The organism is Streptomyces sp. NPDC030814, from assembly GCF_055572155.1.
This window is the reverse complement of sequence record NZ_JBVIDX010000035.1, coordinates 15,945-42,220: the sequence shown is the minus strand read 5'-3', so window position 1 is coordinate 42,220 and position 26,276 is coordinate 15,945. Positions and strand designations below refer to the sequence as shown.

The following is a 26,276-nucleotide window of genomic DNA, read 5'->3' as shown; positions in this document are numbered from 1 at the left end:
GCTCAGTCGGGAGTGTTCACCATCGAGGCCGCGGCGTACGTCAGGTAGTTCCACAGGGTGTGCGCGTGTTCCTCGGAGAGGTTCAGTTCGTCGACGGCGACGCGCATGTGCTTCAGCCACGCGTCGTGCGCGGCCCGGTCGACGGTGAACGGGGCGTGGCGCATCCGCAGGCGGGGGTGGCCACGGTTCTCGCTGTAGGTGGTGGGGCCGCCCCAGTACTGGATCAGGAACAGCACGAGGCGCTCCTCCGCCGGGCCCAGATCCTCCTCCGGATACATGGGCCGCAGGATCGGGTCCTCGGCGACCCCCTCGTAGAAGCGGCGCACGAGGCGCCGGAAGGTCTCCTCGCCACCGACCTGTTCGTAGAAGGTCTGCTCCTGCAGCGTGCCGCGCCGAATCTCTTTCACGTGTCCCATGGTCTCAGACGGGGGGACGGAGGACTCAAGGCTTAGGACCATGGAGAAAACCCACACCCGACGGCACCGTGTCCGGCCCGGCGGCGCCTTCCGGGTGACTTCCGGAGGCGGTCGGCGGTGGATTCCAGGCCTGTGCGCTGTGACACTCGCCTCCGGGGTGCGTCCGGCAGCACAGTGGACACATGGGCACGCACGCTGTGGACCAGGACTTGGAACGCCTCGCCGCACAGGCACGGTCGGCGCTGGTGCGCGAGATCGAGCGGAGCGGGGCCTGGGACGCCGACCCGGTCTGGCGGGAGGCGTTCGAGGCGGTCCCGCGGCATCTCTTCGTCCCGTACTACTACGTCGGGGTCGTGGGCGGCTTCGAGCGGCTGTGGGGCGAGGAGCGTGACCCGAAGCGGCGGGAGCGATGGGTGCGGGGCGCCTACGCGGACGCGCCGCTGGCCACGCGCGTGAAGGACGGTGAGTTGATCTCCTCCAGCAGTCAGCCCTCGTTGATGGCGTCGATGCTGGCCGAGCTGGAGGTGGAGGAGGGCCACCGGGTCCTGGAGATCGGCGCGGGAACCGGCTACAACGCCGCTCTGCTCGCGCACCGGCTGGGCGACGACCTGGTCACCACCGTCGACCTGGACGCCGACATCACCGAGGCCGCGCGTACCCATCTGCACGCCGCCGGGTACCACCCGGCCGTCGTCACCGGGGACGGGGCGCGCGGGGTGCCCGAACGGGCCCCGTACGACCGGATCATCGCGACCTGCACGCTCCACTCGATCCCGCCCGCCTGGCTCGCCCAGTGCGCCCCCGGTGGACGCATCATGACGCCGATGGCCACGGGGCTGGTAGTGCTGCGGGTCACGGACGCCGAGCACGCGGAGGGGCGGTTCCTGCACACGGCGGCGTACTTCGTGCCGTTGCGCGGGGGCGGGGGGCCGGAGGAAACGCACCCGCATCTGGGCGGGCTGCCGCAGCAGGCCCGGGACCACGAACTCTTCCGGTTCCTGCTGGCCCTGACGGCGGGCAGCCTCGACCCGCACGAGGCGCTCGCGCTGTGGCAGCGCGAGGGCATGCCGTCGCGCGAGCGCTACGGGATCACCGTCAGCGGAGACCGGGCCTGGGCCTGGCTGGACGACCCGGAGGGGCCGTACGCCTGGCCCCTGCCGTGAGCAGGCGGGCCCGGACGCCGGGGTCCGGGCAGTCGAACGGGGTCGGCCGAACCGGTCGGCCGACCCCGGTCATCCTGTCCTCGCGGGTCAGCCCCGGCGGATCGTGATCGTCGTCCACGCGCCCACGTGGACCCGGTCCCCGTCCTGGAGCGGGACCGGCACGAAGGGCTGGATGGGCTCCTCGGAGCCGTTGACCGTGGTTCCGTTGGTGGAGTTCTGGTCGACGACCGCCCAGGTGCCGTCCGGCTGCTGCACCAGCACCGCGTGCTGGTGCGAGACTCCCGGGTCCTCCGGCGGCACCGACAGATCGATGTCGGGGGTGTCGCCGGTGGAGTGCCGACGACGTCCGATGGTGATCTGGTTGCCGGTGAGGGTGCGCTGCTGCTCGGGGGAGTACGCGGGCAGGTTCAGGCCGGCGGCCTCGGGGCCCGAGCGCTGCATCATCGCCATGAAGTACTCGCGGTCCGGGCCGATGGTCGCGCTCCAGGTCGCCGGTGCCTGCGGGTACGCGGGACCGGGCGGGGCCTGGGTGACCCCGGGCTGCGGGTAGCCGTAGCCGCCGGGGCGCGCTCCCGCGCCACCGGGACCGCCGGGACCCGAAGGACCGCCCGGGCCGCGGGAGCCACCGGGGCCGGCCGAGGAGGGCGGGGAGATCACCCAGTCGTCGTCGCCCCCGAAGGAGGGGCCACCCGACTGCGGGTGCCCACCGGGACGACCCGGACCACCCGGGCCGCCATGCCCGCCAGGACCCCCCGGCCCACCGGGGCCGCCCGGCTGCGGGCGTCCGGTCTCCTGCGGGAAGGCGGGGGGAGCCGGCGGGCCCGGCTGCTGGAACGCCTGGGGTGCGCCACCGGGACCCGGACCACCAGGGCCCGGACCGCCGGGACCACGGCCGCCCGGGCCGCCGCCCGGGCCGCCGAAGCCTCCGGGGCCCGTCAGACCGGGACCGCCGGGGCTGCTCAGGCCGGGTCCACCCGGTCCACCGGGTCCGCCTGGGGTCGGCCCGGGCGGAGGGGGAACCGGCCGCGAGGGGTCGCCGCCGAAGCCCGACGGGCCGGGACGCGAGGGGTCGCCGCCGAATGCGGAGGGACCGGGCTGCCCGGGCTGACCCGAGGGGCCGCCACCGAACCCGGACGGGCCGCCCGGCCGAGCAGCACCACCGGGTCCCGAGGGGCCGCCGGGGCCACCCGGGCCGCCAGGGACACCACCGGGTCCACCGGGTCCACCAGGTCCACCGGGTCCACCCGGACCCGGCTCGGAGCCGTAGGGCGGGCCCGGGGGGATGGGCTCGGCGGGACGATTCATCTGCGAGGGGCGCGAGCTCTGGTAGTCGTACGCGTCACCGCCGCCGTAGGACGGCGGGGGCGGCTGCTGGAAGCGGAGCGCCGGGTTCCCACCCGGGCCGGGGCCGGGACCACCGGGACCGGAGCCGCCGGGGCCCGACCCGCCGGGGCCCGAACCGGGCCCGGGGGCCGACGGGCGCGGCGCGGCCGGGGTGTACGTGGTCGCCGTGTTGGTCAGGAAGTTCCACCGGCACTCCTCGCAGAAGGGGGCGCCGCCCTCACGGGGCGTGCGGCACTGCGGGCAGAGCTCCGGCTCGGCGGCGAGGTGCGGGCGTCCGCCGGCGCCGCCCGCACCCGGAGGCGGGGGAGGCGAGCCGGGCGGCGGGTATCCGTAACCGGCGCCCGGGGGCGGCGGTGGTGGCGGGGGCACGGCACCGGCCATACGGTGACCGCAGACCTCGCACCAGTCGTCGGAACCCGACTGGTGTCCGTTCGGGCAGGTCGGCATGTCGGCGCTTCCCCCTCTCCTTTCCGGCCCTCGGGCCGGGTCCTGTGGCCGCGACGGGCCGGTATGGCCGATCGTGTCCGGATCCCCGATGGGGGAGCCAGGCTCTCTCGCAGCGGTACTACTCGGTATTCCGGTACTTCTCGGCTACTGCTACTGCTACTTCTTTACACGAACAGTCTTTGTGGACCGGGTCTCGAGAGTCATCTCGTCGGCCTCCGTGACCTTCGCCTTCAGTCGCACAGTACCTGTCGCCGCGTCGACCACGTCCACCACCTTCGCAAGCAGTTTCGCAGTATCCGCGTTGCCCGACACACTCGCGAGCTGGACGGCCCGCCCGAGCTTGGCTGTCGCGCCGTCGATATCACCCGCTTTGCGGGCATCCAGGCCTTGTTGGATGACTTCTGCCAGTTCGGCCTGGCCCGTGTAGTGGGCCACCTGAGGGTTGATCGAGGTGGACGCGGCCATGTCGTCGGTCCACACGGCCTTCACCAGACCCTGGGCGCCGAGGTTCTGCGCGCCGCCGTCGGACTGTGGGATGACCAGCGACACACGGGCCGCGAGCATCTCCTGGCCGAGGGAGGCGGGCGGGACCTCGACGCACACGTGGTAGTCCCGGGACTCGTCTCCCCAGGAGCCGGTCGGATAGTCCCCGGCGCGCGGGCCGGCCTCGGTACGACGGTCCGTCAGGTCCACGACGGTGGGGGCGACTTGCTTCACGAACTTGATCTGCGTGCCGACCGGTGTCCACAGCCTGAGGGCGACGTCCGCTACCTCCTTGCCCATGGTCGCCTCCATGATGTGGGTGAAGTCGGCGGACAGCGCGGCCGGGTCGGCGACGATGTCGGCGGTGCCGAGGAGGGCGGAGGCGATCGCCGTCACCTCCTTGACCTCCCAGTCGGTGCCCACTCCCCGCGCGTCACAGGTGAACCGTCCGGCACAGGCGTCCAGCGCGGCCCGCAGATCCTCGGGCGACTCGTGCTCGTTGCGGCCGTCGGTGAGCAGGATGCCGTGGCGTATCTCGACGTCGGCGGAGGCGAGCAGGCGGTCGGCGAGCCTCAGCCAGGTGCCGATCGCGGTACCGCCGCCCGCGCTGAGCCTGCGCAGCGCCTGCTTGGCCTGGTCCCGCGTGGCGGGGTCGGCGACGGCGAGCCGGCCGCCGCCGGGGTAGACCTCGCGAGCCACATGGGTGCCGTCGATCACCGCGAAGTGAACTCCGTCGCGCAGGGTGTCGATCGCGGCGGCCGTGGCGTCGCGGGCGTTGCGCATCTTGGTCGGCGGGTAGTCCATCGACCCCGAGCAGTCGACCATGATCGCCACGGCGGCTGACGGACCCTGTCCGGGCGAGTAGAGGTGCGGTGCCGTGACAGCGCTGCCCACGGTGCCGCCGCCGGTCGCGCTCACGGTCACGATCGCGTTGACCTCGCGGCCGCCCTCCGGCAGGTACTCGTTCTGGTACACGTCCACCGAGAACTGCGGCACGTTCGACTTCGAGAAATTGGCCATGCCTACTCTGCTCCCCCTAGCGGCCCCACAGCACGTGGGGTGATGACTGTGCGTGCCTGTGCCCGGACCGGTCCCCTCCGGTCCGTCGGCCGTTCCCGTCCGGCCGCCGAGGCGCCCGCGAGTCCCCGCCCCGCGAACGTCCTCAGGCCGATCCTGCCCCCTGGGGCGGGGCCGGGAACGGCAGGACGGCCACTGTTACGTTGTCGTGGCCACCGCCGTCCAGGGCCCGGCCGACCAGAACCTGTGCGCAGTGCAGAGGGCGCTGGGCCGCGTCGAGGGGCACGGCCTCGGCCATCTCCTCGGCGGCCTCCGCGTAGTTCCACAGTCCGTCGGTGCACACCACCACTACACCCGGGCGGTCCGGCTTGAAGGAAGCGGTGTGCGGCTCCAGTTCGTACGCATCCGCGCCGAGCCAGCCGGTGATCGCGTGGGCGCGCTCGTCGGCGTACGCCTCGGCCTCGTTCATCAGTCCCGCTGCCACCATCTGGGCGGCCCACGAGTCGTCCTCGGTGAGCCGGGCCGAGGGGGCGCCACGGTCCACCGGCACCCAGTAGGCGCGGCTGTCGCCGACCCAGCCGACGACGAGCAGGTTCGGGGTGACGACGGAGCCGACGATGGTGCACGCCGGCGCGTTCTGGTGCGGGGCGTGCTCCTGGGCCGTCTCCGGTTCCCCGGCGAGGGCGTTCACCGCGTTGGACGCGGCGACGATCGCGTCGTGCATCGCCTGCTGCGGGTGGGTGCCGCGCGGCAGGGACTCCAGCAGTGTCTCGTTCGCGGCGCGGGCCGCGGCGAGCGAGGCGTCGTCGGGGCGGGTCGCGGAGGACACACCGTCGCAGACGATCGCGACGACCGCGGGGGAACCGTCGGGCAGCGCGGTCGAGGAGACGGCGAACGCGTCCTCGTTGCGGTGGTGGCGCAGGCCACGGTCACTGACCGCGGCGACCGCGCCCAACTCCTGCTCCATGTGGTCGCGTTCACGCGGCTGGGCGTGGCCACAGTTCTCGCAGTAGCCGTCCCGGTCGACATGGCCCGCGCGGCAGGCCACGCACAGCTTCATACCGGCCGGCGGGGTCGCGAGGTCGGTGGTGCGCGGGTCCGGTGGCTGCGGCGCGGCGAGCGGGTACTCGTCGGGCTCACTGGGCCGGTCGAAGCGAACACCGCGGCCGTGGCCGGAGAGCTCGCCGCCGCCGGAGTCGGTGCCCGGGATGTCGGTGGGGCGGACCACCGGCGGGGGCGTGTCGGAGCTGGGCTCGGACGCGACGGGCCAGGCCACGGGCGCGGCCTCGTCCGGCACGTCACCCGCCGCCCCGTTCATCGTCAACGTCGGGTGGTCCTCCGGCGGTGCGGGCACCGCCGAGAGGTCATGGCCGCACGCACCGCAGAAGCGGTCGTCCGAGGCGAGGGGCCACTCGCAGATCGGGCACTTCGTCAGCGCGGTCGGCTGGGGCATCTGCGACATGAACTACACCCACGTCCGGGGGCGGTAACGGTTGGCACGTTCCACCAGGTCGATCCTCTCCTCGCCGCCTTGCGCGAGCCGGGCCAGCGTGCGGTACGCCCGCTCCAGTCCGAAGCGGAGGCCACGCTCGTCCAGTGCGCTGCCGAGCAGCATCCGCTCGCCGCCCGCCGGGGGCACGGCACCCTGGCTACCGGAGAGTACCCAGTCCAGGGCGCAGCCGAGGACCTCTGTGGACAACTGCTCGCGGCGCACCGCGTCCAGACCGTACCCGCCGAGCGCCTCGACCTGGCCCGCGGCGGCGGTCAGGTCGTCCAGGAACGGCGCGCCCGGGGCGGCCCCGGACGCGAGCGTCGTCTCCGTACGGTGTCTCAGCCGCGCCCGGACGGCGGCGACCCGGGCGGCGGTGTAGTGGATGGACGCCTCCGGCACGGACTCCAGGACGCTCACCGCGTTCTGCCGGTCCCCCGCCGTCAGCCGCACCCGGGCGAGCCCGAACGCGGCGCTGACGAAGCCAGGGTCGGTCGTCCACACCAGACGGTAGTACTCGGCGGCGTTGTCGAGCTGCCCGAGCACCTCGGCGCACAGCCCCAGGGCCAGCTTGGGGGCCGGTTCGCCCGGGAAGGCGTCGTAGATCGCGTCGAAGGACAGCGCTGCGTTCTCGTGGTCACCGGTGGCGAGCGCGGCCACGCCCCGGTACCAGACCACCCGCCAGTCGTCGGGGTGGTCCCGCTCCAGGGCGTCCAGCGTGGCCAGCGCGATGGTGAACTCGCCCATCTCCAGGCGGGCCCGCAGCTCCCGCAGCCGCAGCTCCAGTGAGCCGGTGGGCGCCGCGTGCAGCGCCGTGATCAGCTCGGCGGGCGCGGAGGTCATGAGACCGGCCAGGAACCCGGCGTTCGGGTCCCCAGGGTCCACCCGTGGGACGGGCAGCGCGAGGGCCGCCGCGGCGGTGTCCACGGGCTTGGTGAGCCGCGTGGCGGCGGACAGGTCCGGGCCGCCGGTGAGCAGGGCCGGCGTACCGGTGGCCGAACCTCCGTTCCCGGTGGCCGCCCTGCCCGGTCGTAGGGCCTTCCCGGACGGCAGCGGCCGTGTCCCCAGTCGCGACACCTCCCCGTCGAGCTCCGCGAACAACTCCGTGTCCGTGACCTTCACTTCCGGGCCGAAGAGCGTGGACAGCGCCGGACGGGCGCGGCCCGTCTGGAGGGACACGACCTCCCGGAGCACACCTGTGAGCTGCTCCGACATCTCCTGCGCGGAGGCGAACCGGCGGGCCGGGTCGGGGTCGGTGGCCCGGACCAGCAGCCGGTAGAACGACTCGTACCGGCGGAAGACCTCGATGTTGTCCGGGTCGGGCAGGGAGTCCACGAAGACGTTCGTGTAGCCCTGGAAGTCGAAGGTGAGCACCGCGAGCGTACGGGCGACCGTGTAGAGGTCGGACGCCACGGACGGGCCGACGTCGGCGACCTCAGGCGCCTGGTAGCCGACCGTGCCGTAGATGGCCGACTCGTCGTCGTCCATCCTGCGCACCGCGCCCATGTCGATCAGCTTCAGCTGGTCCTCGGTCTGGATCGCGTTGTCGACCTTGAAGTCGCAGTACAGCAGGTTGCGGCTGTGCAGGTGGCCGAGGGCCTCCAGCGCCTCGATGCCGTACGCGCAGGCCTGCTCGACCGGCAGCGGATCGCGGCGGCCGTCCGGGGTGCGGCGGCCGTTGGCGATCTCCTTCAGGGACTTGCCGCCGACGTACTCCATGACGATGTACCCGTCCAGCGAACCGGTGCGCTGGTCGAGGTGCTCGACGAAGTTGTAGATGCGGACGATGTTGGAGTGCTCGATCTCGGCGAGGAAGCGGCGCTCGGAGATCGCGGCGGCCATCGCGTCCTGGTCCCCGGTGTCGAGGAGGCCCTTCAGCACGACCCAGCGGTCCGACACCGCCCGGTCTATCGCCAGATAGATCCAGCCCAGACCCCCGTGCGCGAGACACCCCACGACCTCGTACTGGCCGCGCACGATGTCACCGGCATGCAGCTTCGGCACGAACGAGTACGGGTGGCCGCACTTGGTGCAGAAGCCCTCCGTGCGCCCCGGCCGGTCACCGCGCGCCCGCCCCACCGGCGCCCCGCAGTCCGAGCGCGAGCAGAACCGCTTGCGCTCCGGGACCTCGGCGGTCTCCAGCACCATCGAGCGCGGGTCCGGGCGCGGAACATCCGGCACCTGGACGAGACCGACACCGAGCCGGGCCCGCCCCGAGGAACTCGCGGTCTTCCCGGAACTGCGCACCGAAACCGAGCGGCCCGTCGACGTGCCCGACAGGGCGCGCGAGAGCCGGCCCGACACCGAGCGCCGCGACTGGGAGGAGCGCGCGGACGACCGCGAGGAACGCGAACTGGAACCCGAGCCGCGCGAGCCCCGTCCTCCGGTGATGCCCGTGGCCGGGGAGGAGACCATGCCGCCGGCCGAGACGACCGGCGCCAGACCGCAGGTGTCGCAGTACAGCTCGCCGCCGCCCATGTCCTCGTACGACCCCGAGCAACCGGGCCGCTGGCACGACTGCTGCGGAACCTCTCCTGCCGGCTGACTCACGATTTCTCCCCTCCCCGGTCCTGCGGCTCCCGCCGGCCGGGCACGGGCGTGCCCAGCAGCTCCGCCACCGCGTGCTGGTAGCGCAGCACCGCCTGCTCGGCGACGCGCAGATCGCAGGGGGCGCTCCACAGCATGCGGCGGGCCACGTCGTACCGCTCCACCAGCAGCGAGTCCTCCGCGAGACCGTGCCGGGCGACCTTCGCCTTGTACGCGTCGAGCCGGCCGCGCAGCTCGGCGCGGACCGCCAGCGGCGCGGTGACCGCGGTCAACGACTCGCGGGCCCGGAGCAGTTCGTCGTCCGCCTTCTGCTCCAGGGACTCCAGGAGCGGGGACAGCCGGTGCCACTGCCCGTGTCGGCGGTACTCGGCCGCCAGCGCCAACTGCTCCTGGAGCACCGTCGGCGGGCCGCTCACCACGGGTACCTCGGTCGCGGCGATCTTCGCCAGCACCTCTCCGCGGGCGCTGCGCGCCTCGGCGAGCGTACGGTCCGCGCGGCTCAGCACGTCCCGCAGCTTCACCAGCCGCGCCTCGGCGTCCTGGCGGACCGTCAGTACCGCCTCGATCTCCCGCCGTACGTCGTCCAGGGCGCGCGCCTCACGGTCGTACGTCGAGGTGTCCGGGCGGCCCCCGCCGGGGGCCGAACTGCCCGGTGCGGGCAGCCAGTAGGCGAGCGGGTCGGAGATGACCTCCTCGCGGAGCCTGGTCAGGGTGCGGGTGATCCGCTCCAGGTCGTCGCCGGCCGGGTGCTCGCCGGGGCGTACGCCCACGGAGTGCGCGAGCTGACGGGTGCGCTGGAGCTCGGCGGCCAGTAAATCGATCCGGGCGGGCAGCGCGGACCACACCGCGTCCGCGGCGACGACCATGTCCAGCGACGACGCGTACAGCTCGTTCATCCGGTCCACCAGCGTGGACAGGGAGAACTGCTCGCTGAGCCGGCCGGCGCCCTGGAGCGTCGGCGCGTTCGCCATGGCGGTGGCGGAACCCGCGACGGTGACGGCCTCGCCGCGCAGCAGCTCGGTCAGCTCCACCAGGTCCTCACGGCTGGACCAGCGGCGGCGCGAACGGATCTCGCGGGCGCTGCGCAGCGCGTCCGAGTACGCGTCGAAGTACGCCCACAGCAGGGTGATCGACGCCTCCGTGGCCTCCCAGCGCTCCTTGGTGACGCCGGTCAGCTCGGCACCTTCGAGCAGTCTGCGGCCCGCGTGGTCCTGGAGGGCGAGGAGCGAGGTCTCGATGGCCTCGTGTTCCGCGCCGAGCCGCGCCAGCGCACGGTCCACCTCGTCCCGGTCCATCACCGGCCCGGTGGATCCCGCGACGCCCATCGATCACCTCTCGCTGCTGTCGGTGTCGGTCAACTTGCCTTGTCAGTCCCGGTACTTCTGGTCGGGTGGCGGAAGGGACTTCGTGGAGTCCTCGCCGAGGGTCGCGGACAACCACTCCTTGTAGGAGGACTGCCAGCCGTCCTTGAGGTAGTCCTCCAGGACCTGGTTGACCCGGCGTACCAGATCGTCCGCCTTGAGATTCATCGCCACGCCGTAGTACTCGGTGGTGAACGGCGCGCCCATCAGCTTGACCGTCGGGTCCTGCGCCGCCTGGCTCGCGGCGAGCGCCCCGTCGGTGACCACCGCGTCGACCTCGCCGAGCTGGAGCCGCACCAGGCAGTCGAGTTGGTTCGGCGGGTTGACGGAGGTGATGTCGGCGGAGGCCACGAGCTTGCCCGAGTCCTGGTCGGCGTCCAGGGTCTCCCACGCGGTGGAACCGCTGGCCGAGCAGATCTTCTTGCCCGCCAGCGTCTTGTCGTAGCCCTTGATGGACGAGGACTTGGGGACCAGGACCTGCTGGCCGGTTCTGAAGTACGGCTGGGAGAAGGCGACGTCCTTCATCCGGTCGCAGCTGATCGTCATGGTGCGGACCACCATGTCGACCTGCCCCTCCTGGATCGCCTTGATGCGTTGGTTGGTGGGGATCGCACGGAAGCGCACCTTCGTCGCGTCACCGAGGATCTCCTTGGCGATGCGGTGCGCGATGTCGATGTCGAAGCCCTCCAACTCGGCCTTGCCCTCGGTGTTGTTCGGGTCGCGGTAGCCCCAGCGGTAGCTGTTCTGGTCGACACCGATCGTGATGAAGCCGTTCTTCTTGATCCTGGTGATCGTGGGGCCGGACTCGTCCGACGAGGGCTTGAGGCTGCGGTTCTGCGGGTCGCGTTTGGTCTTGCAGTCGTCCGCCCGGACCTGTTCGCCGTGAGCGACGCCCTGGCCGCCGGTGCCGGCCGGGCCGTGGCCGCGGGTCCCGCTCAGCGGCAGAACCAGTGCGAAGACCACGGTCAGGGCGCAGAGGACCGCCATCGCGCCCACGCCGCCCCAGCCCCTGAGGCCTGCCCGCAGGCGTCGTACCGCTTCCATCGCTCCTCCTTCCACCGTGTTCCCTCCCGCCGGCCTCATCGGTACTCCGAGAGCCTGCGCCCGATGCCCAGCACCGCGCCCGCCGCACCGAGCACGGCCAGGACGGCGGCGCCGACGGGGAGCCCGGTCATCGCGTCCAGACCTCCCCTGGCCGCCTGCTCGAACTCCCTCTTCTCATGCCTGAGCGCCGTGTTCAGGTTGTCGTCGACCTTGTCGAAGCACTCACCCGTCGGCTTGTCGCCCGCCTCGCAGTCCGGTGTCGCCGTGCCGCCGATCACCTGGTCGAGGGCGCACTGGTACTTGCCCTCCTCGTCGGCCGTACGGGCGCTGCGGTGCCGGTCCTGCCACACGTCCATGTTGGCGACGGCGGCCTTCACGGGCTGTGCGCCCTTGTCGTCGTCGGCGAGCCGCCCGGCGGTGGCCAGCTGCGACGCGAGCGTCTTCATCTCCGTCGTGAACCTGTGGTCGAACTTGTCGACGACGACGCCCTTCTCGTTCTCCTCGGTCTCCGCGCCCCGGCTGATCAGTGTCAGGTTCTCGTTGCCACGGGCCTTGAGGGAGGCGATGCGGGCGTCGTTCAGCACGGTCAGGGAGCGTACGCCGTGGTCGTAGGAGTCGTTGAGACCGGAGCGGGCGAGGGTGTGGCCGGCGACCAGCCACAGCAGGACGACCGTGGAGGCGGCCGTCGCCGCGACCAGGCCGTGGTTCAGCACGCGGTTGGTGTGCCGGTAGTTGCGGCGCTGGGCCCGGACGAGGGCGCCGAGGGCGGCGACACCGAGGGCGATCGCGGCCCACGGGTAGGACGTCGCGTCGGAGTAGTCGTCGCTCAGCCGCCGGTTCTCGTTGTTGTAGATCTTCTGTGCCTTGGGCAGCATCTGGTCCTGCATGATGCTGTTCGCGTACCGCAGATACGCGCCGCCCAGCGGGTAGCCCAGCCGGTTGTTGGCGCGGGCCCGCTCGATCAGGCCCTTGTACTTCGGCAGCAGGGCGTTCAGTTCGGCGACGCGCTTCTCGGACTCGGAGCCGGGCTCCGAGGCCGCGGCGGCGGTGGCGAGGCCGTTGGCGGCCTCCCCGATCTCGCGCTCGTATCTCGCGCGTGACTCCGGTGTCTCCTGACCGCCCGCCAGGAAGCCGCTGGAGGCCGCCGTGTTGGCGTCGGCGAGGGAGCTGTAGACACCGGCAGCGGCGGAGCTGAGGGGCTGGCTGCTCGTCAGGACGTCATCGGCGGCCGTCGCACGGTCGTTCATCTGCCAGGCGGTGACGGAGCCGAACGCGACGACCAGCAGGGCGAGAACGGCGCCGATGATGCGCAGCCGGCCGGGCTCGGTCGTCGCGGCGGCGCGCAACTGGTCGAGGCCCTCGGCGAACGCCGTGCGGCGGGGCGGACCGCCGTCCGGCGCGGGGGACGGCAGGGGGGACCTGGGCGCCGCGGGTGTGGCCTGGGGCGGCACGGAGGGGCCTGTGCCCGGTCCCGCGGGCGGTGCCGGCGGCGGCGCGCTGCCCTTCGGCGTGTATGTCACCTGACCTCCCCCTGGTCATCCGTCCATCACTTCCGCCCGGGACCCGGGCAGAGGTGCACGGCCGCAAGTATCGCCGCCGGGACTGACATCCGCACAGGCCTTGACTCGATCTTGTTCCCCGATCGTGTCTTGGATGCCACACCGGGCGACTTCCCGCGTGACGGAAGGCTTCCCGCACCACCCCCTGCCCATGAATACGCCTGCCGGGTGGGTTCGGTTCCCGCACGGTTCGAACGTGTACGCGGAGGGGGTGTCGGGGGGAGGGGCGGTTCAAGGAGCTTCGAAGTGGGCCCGTAGGCGCGCGTGCACCTCCTCCTCCGCGCCCAGCCGGTCCAGGCCCAGCAGCGCGGCCCCCAGGACCGGGGCGGCCGTGACGACCCGGGGGGTCGCCTTGGGTGCGGCGTCGACGAGCAGCTCGCGTACCCGGGCGTCGAGGCGGGGATGGCGGGCGGCGAGGACGCCGCCGCCGAGGAGGACGGGGGTCTCCTCGGTCAGCAGGTCCAGGCGGGTCAGCGCCACCGTTGCCATGGACACCACCTCCTCGGCCAACCGGTCTACCAGGGAACCGGCGACCGGGTCACCGGCCGTCGCCGTGGCGAAGAGGACCGGGGTCAGTTCGTGGCGGCGGAGGTTCGGGATGTGCCCCAGGTGGAAGGCCTCGATCAGGGAGTACACGGAGCCCAGGCCGAAGTGCGCGGGCAGGGTCCGCGCCAGCGCGGTCGGGCCGCCCCGGCCGTCCTCCGCGCGGGCCGCGTGCCACATCGCCTCCTCGGCCAGGCCCCAACCGCCGCCCCAGTCACCGGAGATACGGCCGAGGGCAGGGAAGCGGGCGGTGCGGCCGTCGGGGCGCATGCCGACGCAGTTGATGCCCGCGCCGCACACCACGGCCACGCCCCGGGGTTCGGCCACACCGGCCCGCAGGATCGCGAACGTGTCGTTGCGGACCTCCACCGACGTGCCCCACGCGCGGGCGTGCAGCGCGGCCGCCAGCCGCTCCTCCTCGACGGGGAAGTCCGCGTTGGCGAGACAGGCCGACACATGCTCGACGGCCGTGACCCCGGCCGCGGCGAACGCCTCCCGCACCACCTCCGCGAGGGCGTCCACGGCCGCGGTCACCCCCACGGCCGGCGGCTGGAACCCGCCCCCGCGAGCCGTCCCCAGCACCTCCCCGCCGGACCCGATCACCGCGACATCGGTCTTGCTGTTTCCTGCGTCGACCGCGAGCACACCGGCCCGCCGACGTCCACCGCCGACGGATCCCACGCCGCCGACGGGGCCCGCGACCGCGCCGCCCCCCGTTCCTGAGTCGCTCACGCCCACGCGAGGTGCTCCCGGTTGTGTGCGATCAGCTGGTCGGTGAGGGTGTCGGCGTAGGCGTACTGGCCGATCAGGGGGTGGGCCAGCAGGGCGCGGAAGACACGGTCGCGGCCGCCGCGCAGGGCCGCGTCGAGGGCCAGGTCCTCGTACGCGGTCACGTTCGCCATCAGGCCGGCGAACAGCGGGTCCACGGGCGGGACGGGCAGCGGGGTGACGCCCCTCGGTCCCACAGCCGCCTGGACCTCGATCACCGCGTCGGCGGGGAGGAAGGGCAGCGCCCCGGAGTTGTACGTGTTCACCACCTGGTACGGGCTTCCGGTCCCGCCCAGCAGGCCCGCCGCCAGGTCCACCGCGGCCTCCGAGTAGTACGCGCCGCCGCGCTTCGCGAGCAGCGCCGGCTTCTCGTCGAGGGCCGGATCGGCGTACATGTCGAGCAACCGGCGCTCCATGTCCGCCACTTCGGCGGCACGCGACGGCTTCGTGCGCAGTTCCCGTACGACCTCGTCGTGGGCGTAGTAGTAGCGCAGGTAGTAGGAGGGGACGACGCCGAGGCGGTCGAGGAGGGGTCGGGGGAGGCGGAGGTCGGCGGCGATGGTGTCCCCGTGGCCGGTCAGCAGCTTCGGCAGGACGTCCTCGCCCGAGGGCCCGCCGAGCCGCACACCTGTCTCCCAGGTGAGGTGGTTCAGACCCACGTGGTCCAGGTGGACGGCGGCCGGGGCGACGCCCAGGTGAGCGGCGAACTTCCGCTGGAGCCCGATCGCCACGTTGCACAGTCCGACCGCCCGGTGCCCGGCGCGGAGCAGCGCGCGGGTCACGATGCCCACGGGGTTGGTGAAGTCGATGATCCAGGCGGCCGGGTTGGTGCGGCGGACACGTTCGGCGATGTCCAGGACGACCGGGACCGTGCGCAGCGCCTTGGCGAGGCCGCCGGCGCCGGTGGTCTCCTGGCCGACGCAGCCGCACTCCAGCGGCCAGGTCTCGTCCTGTTCACGGGCGGCCTGCCCGCCGACCCGCAGCTGGAGCAGGACGGCGTCGGCGCCCTCGACGCCCCGGTCCAGGTCGGCGGTCGTCACGATCCGGCCGCCGTGCCCCTGGCGGGCGAAGATCCGGCGGGCCAGGCCGCCGACCAGCTCCAGGCGCTCCTCGGCCGGGTCGACGAGCACCAGTTCCTCGACCGGCAGGGTGTCCCTGAGCCGGGCGAACCCGTCCACGAGTTCGGGTGTGTAGGTCGATCCTCCGCCGACCACGGTGAGCTTCATATGCGTATCAACCCTTTACTCCGGTCAGGGTGACGCCCTCGACGAACGCCTTCTGGGCGAAGAAGAACACGAGGATCACGGGGGCCATGACCAGGACGGTCGCGGCCATGGTCAGGTTCCAGTCGGTGTGGTGCGCGCCCTTGAAGGACTCCAGGCCGTAGGACAGGGTCCAGGCGGCGGGGTTCTCGGAGGCGTAGATCTGCGGGCCGAAGTAGTCGTTCCAGGCGTAGAAGAACTGGAAGAGCGCCACGGCCGCGATGCCCGGCCTGGCCATCGGCAGGACGACCCGCAGCAGGGTGCGCAGCTCGCCGCAGCCGTCCACCCGGGCCGCGTCCAGGTACTCGTTCGGGATCGTCGTCAGGAACTGCCGCAGCAGGAAGATCGAGAACGCGTCCCCGAACGCCATGGGGACGATCAGCGGCCAGAGCGAGCCCGACAGGTCCAGCTGCTTGGCCCAGAACAGGTACATCGGGATGACGACGACCTGCGGCGGCAGCATCATCATCGAGATGACCAGCATCAGCGCCAGATTGCGGCCCCGGAAGCGGAACTTGGCGAGCGCGTACGCCACGGGGACGGACGACACGACGGTGAGGACGGTGCCGAGGCCCGCGTAGACCAGGGTGTTACGCCACCAGGTCAGAAAGCCGGGGGTGCCGAGGACCTGCCGGTAGTTGCCCCACTCCCAGGTCTCCGGGACGAGATCCCGGGTGAGCGCCTGCTGGTCGCTCATCAGCGACGTCAGGACGACGAACACGAAGGGCAGGGTGAAGAAGAGCGCGGCGGCGACGCCGAGCGAGTGCACGGCGATCCACTCCAGGACCGCCCGGCGGCGGGCCGCGCGCTCGCTCCCGGAGCCGCCGGACCGTGTCGTGGCCGCGTCCACGCGTACGGGCTTGTCGAGTACCCGGGACATCAGTCGGCCGCTCCGATCAGTCCGCCCCGGCGCCGCATCAGCAGCGCGGTGAACGCCATGGAGAGCGCGAACAGCACGAGCGCGACCACACAGGCGGCGCCGTAGTCGAAGCGCTGGAAGCCGAGGTTGTAGACGAGCTGGGGCAGGGTCAGCGTCGACTTGTCCGGGTACCCCGGCTCGAACTGCTGCCCGGAGCCGCCGATGATCCCTGAGGCCACCTTCCCGGCCACCAGCGGCTGCGTGTAGTACTGCATGGTCTGGATGACGCCCGTGACCACGGCGAACATCACGATCGGCGAGATGTTCGGCAGCGTCACGTACCGGAACCGCTGCCACGCCGAGGTCCCGTCCAGCTCGGCGGCCTCGTACTGCTCCTTGGGCACGTCGAGCAGTGCGGCCATGAAGATGACCATGAGGTCGCCGACCCCCCACAGCGCGAGCGCGGTGAGCGCGGGCTTGGACCATGCCGGGTCGGTGAACCAGCCCGGCGCCGGCAGCCCGAGGCCGTCGAGGAGGGAGTTCACCGGCCCGGTGCCCGGGTTGAGCAGGAAGACGAAGGCCAGCGTCGCCGCGACCGGCGGAGCGAGGTAGGGCAGATAGAAGAGGGTCCGGAAGACGCCCGTGGCGGTCTTGATCCTCGTGATGAGGAGGCCGACGCCGAGGCCGAACACCACGCGGCAGGTCACCATCACCAGCACCAGCCAGAGCGTGTTGCGCAGGGCCGGCCAGAAGAGGGGGTAGTCCTCGAAGACGTAGACCCAGTTGCCCGGGCCGCGGAAGGCGGGGATCCCGAAACCGTCGTACTTCATCAGCGAGAAGTACACGGTGGACACCAGCGGATAGGCGAAGAAGACGCCGAACCCGATCAGCCACGGTGACAGGAAGGCCACCGTTCGAAGAGCCGATCTGCGGCGCTTCGCGCGGAGCGCGCGCGTGGACGCGCGCAGGGTGTGCGCGGGGGTGCGCGTAGGTGTGTGCGCGGGGGTGCGCGTAGGTGTGTGCGCGGCCATCGGAGGCTACTTCGCCTGTTCGATGTCGGTGTCGATCTGCTTCGCGGTCTTCTCCAGCCCTTCCTGGAGGTTCTTCACCTTGCCGGACTCGTACCGGTAGCCGAAGTCCTGGAGCGTCGTCTGGTACGTCGAGCCGTTGACGGAGGCCGGCGGCGTGTTCGACTCCGGGTGCCGGGCGATGTCCAGGAACGTCTTGAAGCCGGGGTCCGCCTTCAGCTCGGGCGACTTCAGCGCCGCGAAGGTCGACGGCACGTTGTGGATGGCGTTGGCGAAGGAGACCACCGCCTCGGTGTCCGTCGTCAGATACCTCACCAGCTCCCAGGCCGCGTTCTGCTTCCGGCTCTGCGGGGCGATGCCGATGATCGTGCCGGAGAGGAAGCCCTTGCCGTACTCGTCGACCTCGTCGTCCGCGACGGGCAGGGGCGCGGTGCCGATCTCGAAGTCCACGCCGGCGGCCTCGGCCATCCCGAGCCGCCACTCGCCGTCCAGCTGCATGGCCACCTGACCGGTCTGGAAGGGGTGCTTGGCCCCCCACTCGTCGCCGAAGGTGTTCCGGTACTTCTCCAGCTTCGCGAAGCCGCCCAGCGAGTCCACCAGGCTCTTCTGGAACGTGAACATCTCCGCGAACGCGGGGTCCTTGGCGATGTTCGACTTGCCGTCCGCGTCGAAGTAGGCGTGGTCCCACTGGGACATGTAGTGGTCCACGACCGTCTCGTAGCCGTGGTAGTTCGGCATGAACCCGAGCTGCGCGTAGCCGTCGCCCTTGGGCTTGGTCAGCTTCTTGGCGACCTTCGCGAACTCCGACCAGGTCTTCGGCGGTGACTTGATGCCCGCCTTCTCGAACGCGTCCTTGTTGTAGTAGAGCCCGTACGCGTCACCCAGCAGCGGCAGGGCGCACCGGGTGCCCTCGAACTGCGTGTAGTCAAGCATCGGCTTCGGGATGATCTTGTCGAGGTCGAGCTTCGACTTCTCGATGAACGGCTTCAGGTCGAGGAACGCGCCGGACGAGCAGAACTTGCCGACGTTGGACGTGGTGAACGACGACACCACGTCCGGCCCGTTCGAACCGCCCGCCCGCAGCGCCTGGTTGAGCTTGTCGTCGTTGATGTTCCCGACGACCTTCACGGTGATGTTCGGGTGCGCCTCCTCGAACCGGTCCACGTTCTCCTGGATCGCCTCGACCTCGGCGGGCGCGCTCCAGCCGTGCCAGAAGGTGATCGTCGTCGTGGCGTCGGGGTCGTCGTTCGCACCGGCCGAGGACTGCCCGGTGCAGGCGGTGGCGAGCAGGGCGAGAGAGGCGGAGGCGGCGAGAGCGATCGCCGCTTTCTTGGATATTCCGGACATTGAGGGGCCTCCTGAGGGCGGAGTGGGCGAGGGAAAGGAGAGGGGGAGGGGAGGGGAGGGGAGGGGGAGGGGAGGGGAGGGGAGGGTGAGGGGAGGGGAGGGTGAGGGGAGGGGAGGGTGAGGGGAGGGGAGGGAGCGGGCGCGCCGGGAAACCCTGTAGGCGCGGGGCGGTTGTGGCGGGCAGGGGTATGGATGTGCTGCGGCTCAGCCGCGTGGGCGTGCTGCCGCGACGGGCCCGCAGTTCTCGGACGGTCTCGAAGCCGGCCGATTCAGCGGAGCGTCAGCGTGTCGAAGACCTCGTCACGGGTGGTGGCGAGCGCGCTCTCCAACGCCCCCCGCAGTACGGGACGTTCGAGCACGTCACCGACGACGAGCCGCGGCCGGGATGCGGCGAGCTCTCCCAGCTCGGCCTGGACGAGGGACCGCAACGGCTCCCCGCCGGAGGTGAGCGCCGAGCCGCTCAGAACGATCAGCTCGGGATCGAGAACGGACACCAGCGAGGCCAGTCCGGTCGCGACACTTGTGGCGTACGTGGCCAGAAGTCGCCGGTGCGGACCGGAGTTCGCATCGGCGGCCCGGCCCAGCAGTTCCGCCGCGACCTCGGCGTACGGCCCGTCCGGCACCGGGGTGATGCCCAGCTCCCGGGCGAGCCGGGGGATGACCTGCGAACCGGCGAGCTCCTGGAAGCCCCCGCTGTTCGCCTTGGTGACATGGCGGACCAGTGGCACTCCGGGGACGGGCAGGAAGCCGACCTCCCCGGCGCCACCGGTGAAGCCCCGGTGCAGCCGTCCGCCGAGGACGACCGCCGCGCCGATGCCGCCCTCGTTCCACAGCAGGACGAAGTCGTCGTGGCCCTGGGCGGCGCCCAGCCGCTGTTCGGCGAGGGCGACGAGGTTCACGTCGTTCTCGTACTCGACCGGCATCGGCAGCGCGGCGGCGATGTCGTCGAGCAGCGCGGGGGAGTGCCAGCCGGGCAGGTGCGAGGCGTAGCGCAGCCGACCGGTGGTGGGGTCGAACGCGCCGGGTGTCCCGATGACCAGCCGGCGGACGTCGGACCGTACGAGTCCGGCGGCCTTGACCGCCCCGTCGAACGCGGCGGTGACCTGGCGTGCGACGGGCTCGGAGGGGCGCCGTCCGGGAGTGGGGACGGAGTGCTCGCCGACCGTGCGGCCGGTGATGTCGGCGACGGCGGCGAGGACGCGCTCGGGGGTGACGTCGAGCCCGGCGACGTACGCGGCGGTCGGGTTGACCGCGTACAGCTGGGCGTTGGGTCCGGGCCGGCCCGCGCCGGAGCTGTCGTCGCCGGGCCCGTCGGCGCCGGTGCCGCCGGCGATGACGAGCCCGGCGGCCTCCAGCCGGGCGAGGAGCTGTGAGGCGGTCGGCTTCGACAGTCCGGTGAGCTTGCCGAGCCGGGTCCGCGACAGCGGCCCGTGCTCCAGCAGCAGGTCGAGCGCGGCGCGGTCGTTCATGGCGCGCAGTACGCGAGGGGTTCCAGCCATGGGGAACGTCACCGCCGAACTATTAGGAAGGTTTCCTATCGGATGCCAGGAAGATAGGACTAGACCAGAGGGGAGTCAATACGAGCCAGACGAAAAAAGCCCCGGGCGACGGAGTCGTTACCCGGGGGTGCCCGCGATGCGGGAGTGGTGTTACTTCACGTCGACGTAGTCACCGGCGGACGTCTTGGCCGCGGTCGTGGAGGTGCCCCCGAACGTGAAGCGGTACGAGCCGTCCTGCGAGGCCTTCACCGTGGTGGACAGGGTGCCGCCGGTTCCGGAGGTCACCGTCTTCACGTCGGTGTAGGCGGTCGCACCCTTAGCCTTGAACTGGAGCGTCACCTTCTGGTCCCGGTAGCCCGTGTAACTGCGGGTCTCCCAGTTCGCGCGGGTGAGCGCGCCCTTGACGGTCAGGGTCCGGCCCCTGACGACCGGTTCCGGGGTGGCGTTCACGGTGAGCTTCGCTGCGCGCTGGAGCTTGGTGGTGCCGAGGTTGCCCCAGACGTCGAAGCCGTTCTCGAAGCTGATGTGGTCGTCGGAGTCGTCCTCGTCGACGGTCGTGTGGCCGTAGACGGCGGCGACCTTCCAGGTGGTGGCGTCCGCGGCGCTCAGCAGGTTCTCCCGCGGGTCGATGGTCACCTTGGTCGCGCAGGACTGCGTCACCGTGGTCTCCGTCGTCGCCGTGGTGGTACAGACGGGCTCCTTCGCGGAGCCGTCCAGGCCGTTCGCGGGGCTCGCGAGCCGGCCCCGGTACAGGGCGATGCCCAGGAAGTTCTTCTCGTAGTCGATGACGAGGTCCGACGGGCGGGTGACGCTGTACGTGACCGGGAAGGTCACCTTCTCGTAGGTGCCGACCACGATCGGCTTGCCGTTGTTCACCGTGACGACGCCGAAGCTGAGGTCCGGCGTGTCGGCCAGTGCGGCGGGTGCGGTGAGGCCGGTGAGAGCCAGGGCGCCGGAAACGACGGCACCTATGGCGAGCTTTCGCATGAATTCCCCACATTCGGAGCGGGCCCCCGGGCATTGCGCTCCAGAACAAGGGTCCGCCGTTGGGGTGACACTAAACGATCACTGGTGCGTGGGGAATGCGGAGCACCTGTGAAGGCGGTGGCGAAATGCCTGGTCAGGCGGAGGTTGGCGTTCCGGATGGGGGCGCGGCATCAAGACGCCGGGCGCCCCTCGGCCGCTGTCCGGCGGGGGCGCCCGGTGATGCGAAGGCCCGGACCGTCAGGCGGAGATGCCGTCGATCCGGGCCAGGGTGTCGTCCGCGCCGTACGGCTGGAGGTAGGGCAGCCAGCGCGGGTCCCTGTGGCCGGTCCCGATGATGCGCCAGGCCAGGCCGGTGGGCGGAGCGGGTTTGTGGCGGAGCCGCCAGCCGATCTCGACGAGGTGACGGTCGGCCTTGACGTGATTGCAGCGACGGCACGACGCGACGACGTTGTCCCACACGTGCTTGCCCCCGCGGCTGCGCGGGATGACGTGGTCGACGCTGGTTGCGACGCCACCGCAGTACATGCACCGGCCCCCGTCACGCGCGAACAGCGCCCGACGGGTCAGAGGAACGGGCCCCCGATAGGGAACCCGGACGAATCGCTTGAGCCGGACCACGCTGGGTGCGGGGACTGTGACGGTCGCGCTGTGCATGAAGGCGCCGGATTCCTCCAAGGAGACGGCCTTGTTCTCCAGGACGAGGACGAGCGCGCGGCGGAGCGGTACGACGCCGAGCGGCTCGTACGACGCGTTGAGGACCAGGACATGCGGCACGGATGCCTCCTTGTACGCCGGCGGCGCGTGGCTCGCGCCGTGGACGATCCGTAGTCAGTCTCCCCTCAGGCCTGGTGGAAGCGCCACCATGTCCCGGTAACGGGCTGGGAGTGTTTTCGACCACACCTTGATTCATCCCCCGCTGTGTGCGCCCTTCACTCCCTGGTGAGCGCCCTGTCTCCCTCGAACGTCGCTACGACCTCCACACAATGCCCCGTTAGTGTGGTGGGTCTGCCCCTCCGGTGACCCTTCCGTGACCTGATTGATCTTGACCGCCGTACCGGGGGGCGGATAACGCACCTGGAGGTATCCGCCGTGTCGCCCGTTTCGTCCCTGCCCCTCCTACTGGCCGCCGCGTCGCCGTCGCCGTCCCCTTCGCAGACGCCGACGACGCCCGCGGTGCCCACCCTGGAGGACGCTCAGGAGAGCGCGACCAACGCCGCCAGTTGGGTGGAGGAGAACTGGTCCACATGGCTGGCCATCGGTCTGCGCGTGCTCCTGATCGTGGTCATCGCGGCGGTGCTGAGAGTGGTGGTCCGGCGGGCGATCACCAAGCTCATCGACCGGATGAACCGCTCCGTGCCGGCCACCGAGGGCTCCACGCTCGGCGGGCTGCTGGTCAACGTCGAGCGCCGCCGTCAGCGCTCCCAGGCGATCGGCTCGGTGCTGCGCTCGGTGGCGTCCTTCCTGATCCTGGGCACGGCCGCCCTGATGGTGCTCGCCACCTTCGAGATCAACCTGGCCCCGCTGCTCGCCTCCGCCGGTGTCGCGGGTGTCGCGATCGGTTTCGGCGCCCGGAACCTGGTCACGGACTTCCTCTCCGGCGTCTTCATGATCCTGGAGGACCAGTACGGCGTCGGCGACACCGTCGACGCGGGCGTCGCCTCCGGCGAGGTCATCGAGGTCGGCCTGCGCGTCACCAAGCTCCGCGGCGACAACGGCGAGATCTGGTACGTCCGCAACGGCGAGGTCAAGCGCATCGGCAACCTCTCCCAGGGCTGGGCCACGGCCGGCGTCGACGTCACCGTCCGTGCCGACGAGGACCTCGACAGGGTCCGCCGCACGCTCATGGAGGTCGGCGAGACGATGAGCAAGGAAGAGCCCTGGAACGAGCTGCTGTGGGGCCCGATCGAGGTCCTCGGCCTGGACGACGTGCTGCTGGAGTCGATGGTCGTCCGCGTCTCCGCCAAGACCATGCCCGGCAAGTCCCTCACCATCGAGCGCGAGCTGCGCTGGCGCATCAAGAAGGCCTTCGACGCCGCCGACATCCGCATCGTCGGGGGCATACCCGCCCAGCCCGACGGCCCCGCCGACGATGCCGCCGCCGCGGTCTCGCCCCCATCGGTGTACGCCAACACGACCTCCCCGCAGTCGGAGCGGGCCACGCCGATCACCCCGTCGGGAGTGCCGACGAAGTAGGGCGCACGACGCGTCGCGGTCGCCCGCGGCGCGCCCGCACGTGTCGTCACTGGGGGCGCCCGGAGTGATCCGGGCGCCCCCAGTGCTTTTCCGCGCTCCGGGAGGACCCCCGTACGCCCCAGAGCGCGGGCGATCGGCCGGGCCATGTCCGCCGCGGCCTCGCCTCCGCTACGCGTACCGCAGCTCGCCCGGCCGCACCGTCCGGCGCAGCAGGGGCAGGGACGTGGCCGCCGCCAGAAGGCAGGCGCCGAACGCCACGACGGGGACCAGCAGGGCGCCGAACGGCAGGACCGAGGACCCGGCCATGGCCATGGCGTAGGCGAAGGCGATGCCCGTGCCGCCGGCCCCGGCCAGCAGCATCGACGGCACCAGGGGCAGCGCCGTCTCCAGGAGCAGCGCGCGCCCCAGCACCTCGTACGGCACCCCGGCGGCGACCTGGGCGGCGAGGCCCCGGCGGCGGGTGGCGAGCGACTCGGCGGTGCCGACGGCCAGCGCGGAGAAGGTGATGGCGAAGCCGACGACGATCGCGGTGGCGGTCAGGTTCAGGCCTGCGGTGTAGAAGTCGGCGCGCTCGGCCAGGTAGTCGTACTTCGCGATGTCCGCGAGCAGCGTGGCCCTGACCCCGATGAACCCGCTGCCGACGACGGTCCCCATGAGGACGGCCGCGTGGGTGCGGGCCGCCGCCCAGGGGTCCTGGCGGAGCCGCTCGGCGGCGATCAGGACCGCCGGATTCCCCGCGCGGCCGGAGAGCACCTTGCCGGTGAGTTTCGCGACTGCGCCCGAGAGCAGGACCGCGCCCGCGCCCACCGTGAGCAGCGCGCCGAACAACGTCAGCGGTCCCGACTTGAAGGTGTTCTCCGGCATGTCCATGTAGGTGGAGGCGACGGCGACCAGCGCCACGAGCACCAGAAGTGCCATCGCCCCCAGGAACACCCACTGCGGACCCCGGCCCGTCCTCGGCCCCACCCGCCGGACCCAGCCCAGCGGGGAGGCCACCACACGGCGCAGCGCCAGCACGCTCACCAGCGCGCCCAGGGCGGGCACCCCCAGTGACACCAGGGCGATCCCCGCCCAGGCCAGGGCGGAAGGGCTTCGCCACTCGCGCAGCAGCGACAGCACGAAGAAGACGGTGACGACCAGCGAGCCGATCAGACAGGCGATCCCGGCCTCCAGCGCCGCGATCCGGCGCACCTGCCCCACCGAGGCCCCGGCCAGCCGCAGCCCGGCCAGCCGTCGGTCCCGGTGCACGGCGCCCACCCGGGCACACTGGCCGAGGAACCCGAGCACCGGGACCAGCAGGAGCAGCAGGGTCAGGATCACCCCGGAACGCTGGCCGGGATTGTCCAGCAGCCCCTCGGCCACCGGAACCCGGTAGCGCCCCTGGAGGGAGGCCAGTACGGCCGCCGCCAGCCCGAAACCCGTCGCCAGCGCGGCCCCCAGCGCCGTCAGGATCACCCGCCACCACTCCCGGCGGTCCGAGCCCTGCGTCAGCAGGAAGGCGAGGCGCAGGTCGTTCGCGAGGGCGCTCAACGGGACACCCCCAGCGGTGCCTCGGCTTCCGAGACCACGACGCCGTCCTGCAGCGTGACCTCGCGGTCCGCGTACGCCGCGGTCTGCGCGTCGTGCGTGATCAGCAGCACCGACGTACCGGCCTCACGGGCCGTGTGCACCAGCGCCGCCATCACCTGCTCGCTCGCCAGCGAGTCCAGCGCCCCGGTCGGCTCGTCCGCGAACACCACCTTCGGCCCCGTCACCAGGGCCCGCGCCAGCGACACCCGCTGGGCCTGACCGCCGCTCAGCTCGCCGGGCCGCAGCTCCTCCTGGCCGCGGACGCCGAACCGCTCCAGCCACTCACCGGCCCGTGCCCGCGCCTCGCCGCGGGCGGTGCCGGCCAGCAGCAGCGGCAGCGCCACGTTGTCGACGGCGGTCAGCTCCGGGATCAGCTGCCCGAACTGGAAGACGATCCCGAAGTCGGTCCGGCGCAGCTCGCTGAGCTGCTTCTCGGGCAACTGGTCCAGCCGCTTCCCGGCGTACGCCACCGATCCCTCGTCCGGCCGAGCGATCCCCGCCAGGCAGTGCAGCAACGTGGACTTGCCGCTGCCGCTGGCCCCCGTGACGGCGAGAATCTCGCCCTCGCGCAGCTCCAGGGAGGCACCCCGCAGCGCCTGCGTCCTGCCGTGCGCCTTGACCAGGCCGCGGGCCGCGAGGAGCGGCACGGGGCCCGGGTTGTTCTCGCTCATGCTGGGTCGACCTCCGAGGTCAGGTTGGTCAGCCGGGCCGCGGTGGTGTTCATCCAGCGGAGGTCGGCGTCGAGATGGTTGAGGGCGTAGTCCGCCGAGAGCACGGTCGCGAGGTCGGCCGCCGCCGCGGTCTTCACGGCGGTCAGCTCCCGCATCCGGTCCATGTGGGCGGTGCGCTGCGCCCGGAGGTAGGCCGCCGGGTCGCCGTCGGCGAGGATCGACACGACGAGCTTGGCGAAGATCTCGTTCGTCACGAACGGCGCGGGCGGCGCGATCTCACCGGCCCACCGGGCCAGCTCGCGCGCCCCCTCGTCCGTCGAGCGGTACATGGTCCGCTCCGGGCCGCTGTCCGCCTCGGTGCCGTCGACCTCGGCGAGGCCGTCGCGGACCAGCCGCTGGAGGGTCGTGTAGACCTGGCCGTAGGCCAGCGGGCGGGCCTGCGGGAAACGTTCGTCGTGCCGTCGCTTGAGGTCGTAGCCATGACTCGGCCCCCTGGCGAGCAGCCCCAACAGGATGTGACGGGTGCTCATGGGAACCAGTATGCATCGAGTACATGTACTGAGTGAATAGTGGGCGGCGGAAATCCTCGCACCAGGTCGTTCGGCGTGACCCGGACCACGATGTCCGCCCACACACGTCTGCGACGGCGCCCACTGGGTAGGGCTGGAGTACCCCGGACC

21 protein-coding genes are annotated in these 26,276 nt (G+C 71.9%); 2 read left to right on the top strand and 19 right to left on the bottom strand.

The window, feature by feature from the left end; translation table 11 throughout:
* Positions 1-2: 2 nt before the first annotated feature.
* Positions 3-416, bottom strand: a complete 414-nt coding sequence (locus ACZ43N_RS39455) for a globin (RefSeq protein ID WP_468104246.1) — start codon at positions 414-416, stop codon at positions 3-5.
* 182 nt (positions 417-598) lie between these two features.
* Between ACZ43N_RS39455 and ACZ43N_RS39450 the strand changes: the two genes are divergently transcribed.
* Positions 599-1,579, top strand: coding sequence for a methyltransferase domain-containing protein (locus ACZ43N_RS39450; RefSeq protein ID WP_468104244.1), 981 nt, complete (start codon positions 599-601; stop codon positions 1,577-1,579).
* 87 nt (positions 1,580-1,666) lie between these two features.
* Here ACZ43N_RS39450 and ACZ43N_RS39445 read toward each other — a convergent pair whose 3' ends face one another.
* From ACZ43N_RS39445 to ACZ43N_RS39375, 15 genes are all read right to left on the bottom strand, one after another.
* Positions 1,667-3,370, bottom strand: a complete 1,704-nt coding sequence (locus tag ACZ43N_RS39445; RefSeq protein ID WP_468104242.1) for an FHA domain-containing protein — start codon at positions 3,368-3,370, stop codon at positions 1,667-1,669.
* A gap of 156 nt (positions 3,371-3,526) precedes the next feature.
* Positions 3,527-4,873, bottom strand: coding sequence for a vWA domain-containing protein (locus tag ACZ43N_RS39440; RefSeq protein ID WP_468104240.1), 1,347 nt, complete (start codon positions 4,871-4,873; stop codon positions 3,527-3,529).
* 142 nt (positions 4,874-5,015) lie between these two features.
* On the bottom strand, positions 5,016-6,332 hold the full coding sequence (locus ACZ43N_RS39435; RefSeq protein ID WP_468104239.1) for a PP2C family serine/threonine-protein phosphatase: 1,317 nt from the start codon (positions 6,330-6,332) through the stop codon (positions 5,016-5,018).
* A gap of 3 nt (positions 6,333-6,335) precedes the next feature.
* Positions 6,336-8,837, bottom strand: coding sequence for a serine/threonine-protein kinase (locus ACZ43N_RS39430; RefSeq protein WP_468104283.1), 2,502 nt, complete (start codon positions 8,835-8,837; stop codon positions 6,336-6,338).
* A 68-nt stretch (positions 8,838-8,905) separates the two neighbouring features.
* Positions 8,906-10,231 carry a hypothetical protein gene (locus ACZ43N_RS39425; RefSeq protein WP_468104237.1) on the bottom strand — a complete coding sequence of 442 codons (1,326 nt, stop codon included), beginning with the start codon at positions 10,229-10,231 and terminating at the stop codon, positions 8,906-8,908.
* 42 nt (positions 10,232-10,273) lie between these two features.
* Positions 10,274-11,311, bottom strand: a complete 1,038-nt coding sequence (locus tag ACZ43N_RS39420; RefSeq protein ID WP_468104235.1) for a glutamate ABC transporter substrate-binding protein — start codon at positions 11,309-11,311, stop codon at positions 10,274-10,276.
* A 35-nt stretch (positions 11,312-11,346) separates the two neighbouring features.
* Complete coding sequence (locus ACZ43N_RS39415) at positions 11,347-12,831, bottom strand: hypothetical protein (RefSeq protein WP_468104233.1); 1,485 nt, start codon at positions 12,829-12,831, stop codon at positions 11,347-11,349.
* A gap of 270 nt (positions 12,832-13,101) precedes the next feature.
* The gene (locus ACZ43N_RS39410; RefSeq protein ID WP_468104281.1) at positions 13,102-14,058 is read right to left on the bottom strand and encodes an N-acetylglucosamine kinase; all 957 of its coding nucleotides are present in this window, start codon (positions 14,056-14,058) and stop codon (positions 13,102-13,104) included.
* An 83-nt stretch (positions 14,059-14,141) separates the two neighbouring features.
* Positions 14,142-15,407, bottom strand: a complete 1,266-nt coding sequence (locus tag ACZ43N_RS39405) for a 6-phospho-beta-glucosidase (protein ID WP_468104231.1) — start codon at positions 15,405-15,407, stop codon at positions 14,142-14,144.
* Between the two features lie 7 nt (positions 15,408-15,414).
* Complete coding sequence (locus tag ACZ43N_RS39400; RefSeq protein ID WP_468104230.1) at positions 15,415-16,323, bottom strand: carbohydrate ABC transporter permease; 909 nt, start codon at positions 16,321-16,323, stop codon at positions 15,415-15,417.
* A complete protein-coding gene (locus ACZ43N_RS39395) occupies positions 16,323-17,333 on the bottom strand; it encodes a carbohydrate ABC transporter permease (protein ID WP_468104229.1) in 1,011 nt (336 codons plus the stop codon). Before ACZ43N_RS39395 ends, ACZ43N_RS39400 begins: the two co-directional genes overlap by 1 nt.
* Positions 17,334-17,339: 6 nt before the next feature.
* Positions 17,340-18,677, bottom strand: a complete 1,338-nt coding sequence (locus ACZ43N_RS39390) for an ABC transporter substrate-binding protein (RefSeq protein WP_468104227.1) — start codon at positions 18,675-18,677, stop codon at positions 17,340-17,342.
* A 269-nt stretch (positions 18,678-18,946) separates the two neighbouring features.
* Complete coding sequence (locus tag ACZ43N_RS39385; RefSeq protein WP_468104225.1) at positions 18,947-20,176, bottom strand: ROK family transcriptional regulator; 1,230 nt, start codon at positions 20,174-20,176, stop codon at positions 18,947-18,949.
* Between the two features lie 150 nt (positions 20,177-20,326).
* Positions 20,327-21,163 (bottom strand): hypothetical protein, encoded by an 837-nt coding sequence (locus tag ACZ43N_RS39380; RefSeq protein WP_468104223.1) that lies wholly within the window; start codon positions 21,161-21,163, stop codon positions 20,327-20,329.
* A gap of 237 nt (positions 21,164-21,400) precedes the next feature.
* Positions 21,401-21,937, bottom strand: a complete 537-nt coding sequence (locus ACZ43N_RS39375) for an HNH endonuclease (protein WP_468104221.1) — start codon at positions 21,935-21,937, stop codon at positions 21,401-21,403.
* A 315-nt stretch (positions 21,938-22,252) separates the two neighbouring features.
* Between ACZ43N_RS39375 and ACZ43N_RS39370 the strand changes: the two genes are divergently transcribed.
* On the top strand, positions 22,253-23,356 hold the full coding sequence (locus ACZ43N_RS39370; RefSeq protein ID WP_468104219.1) for a mechanosensitive ion channel family protein: 1,104 nt from the start codon (positions 22,253-22,255) through the stop codon (positions 23,354-23,356).
* A 168-nt stretch (positions 23,357-23,524) separates the two neighbouring features.
* Here the strand turns inward: ACZ43N_RS39370 and ACZ43N_RS39365 are convergent, their stop codons facing one another.
* From ACZ43N_RS39365 to ACZ43N_RS39355, 3 genes are read right to left on the bottom strand one after another with little or no spacing between them, the layout of a single operon-like run.
* On the bottom strand, positions 23,525-24,886 hold the full coding sequence (locus tag ACZ43N_RS39365) for an ABC transporter permease (RefSeq protein WP_468104217.1): 1,362 nt from the start codon (positions 24,884-24,886) through the stop codon (positions 23,525-23,527).
* On the bottom strand, positions 24,883-25,596 hold the full coding sequence (locus tag ACZ43N_RS39360; RefSeq protein WP_468104215.1) for an ABC transporter ATP-binding protein: 714 nt from the start codon (positions 25,594-25,596) through the stop codon (positions 24,883-24,885). The genes ACZ43N_RS39365 and ACZ43N_RS39360 overlap by 4 nt, the downstream gene beginning before the upstream one ends.
* Entirely contained in the window at positions 25,593-26,126 is a 534-nt protein-coding gene (locus ACZ43N_RS39355) for a PadR family transcriptional regulator (RefSeq protein WP_468104213.1), read from the bottom strand. The genes ACZ43N_RS39360 and ACZ43N_RS39355 overlap by 4 nt, the downstream gene beginning before the upstream one ends.
* Positions 26,127-26,276: the final 150 nt, after the last annotated feature.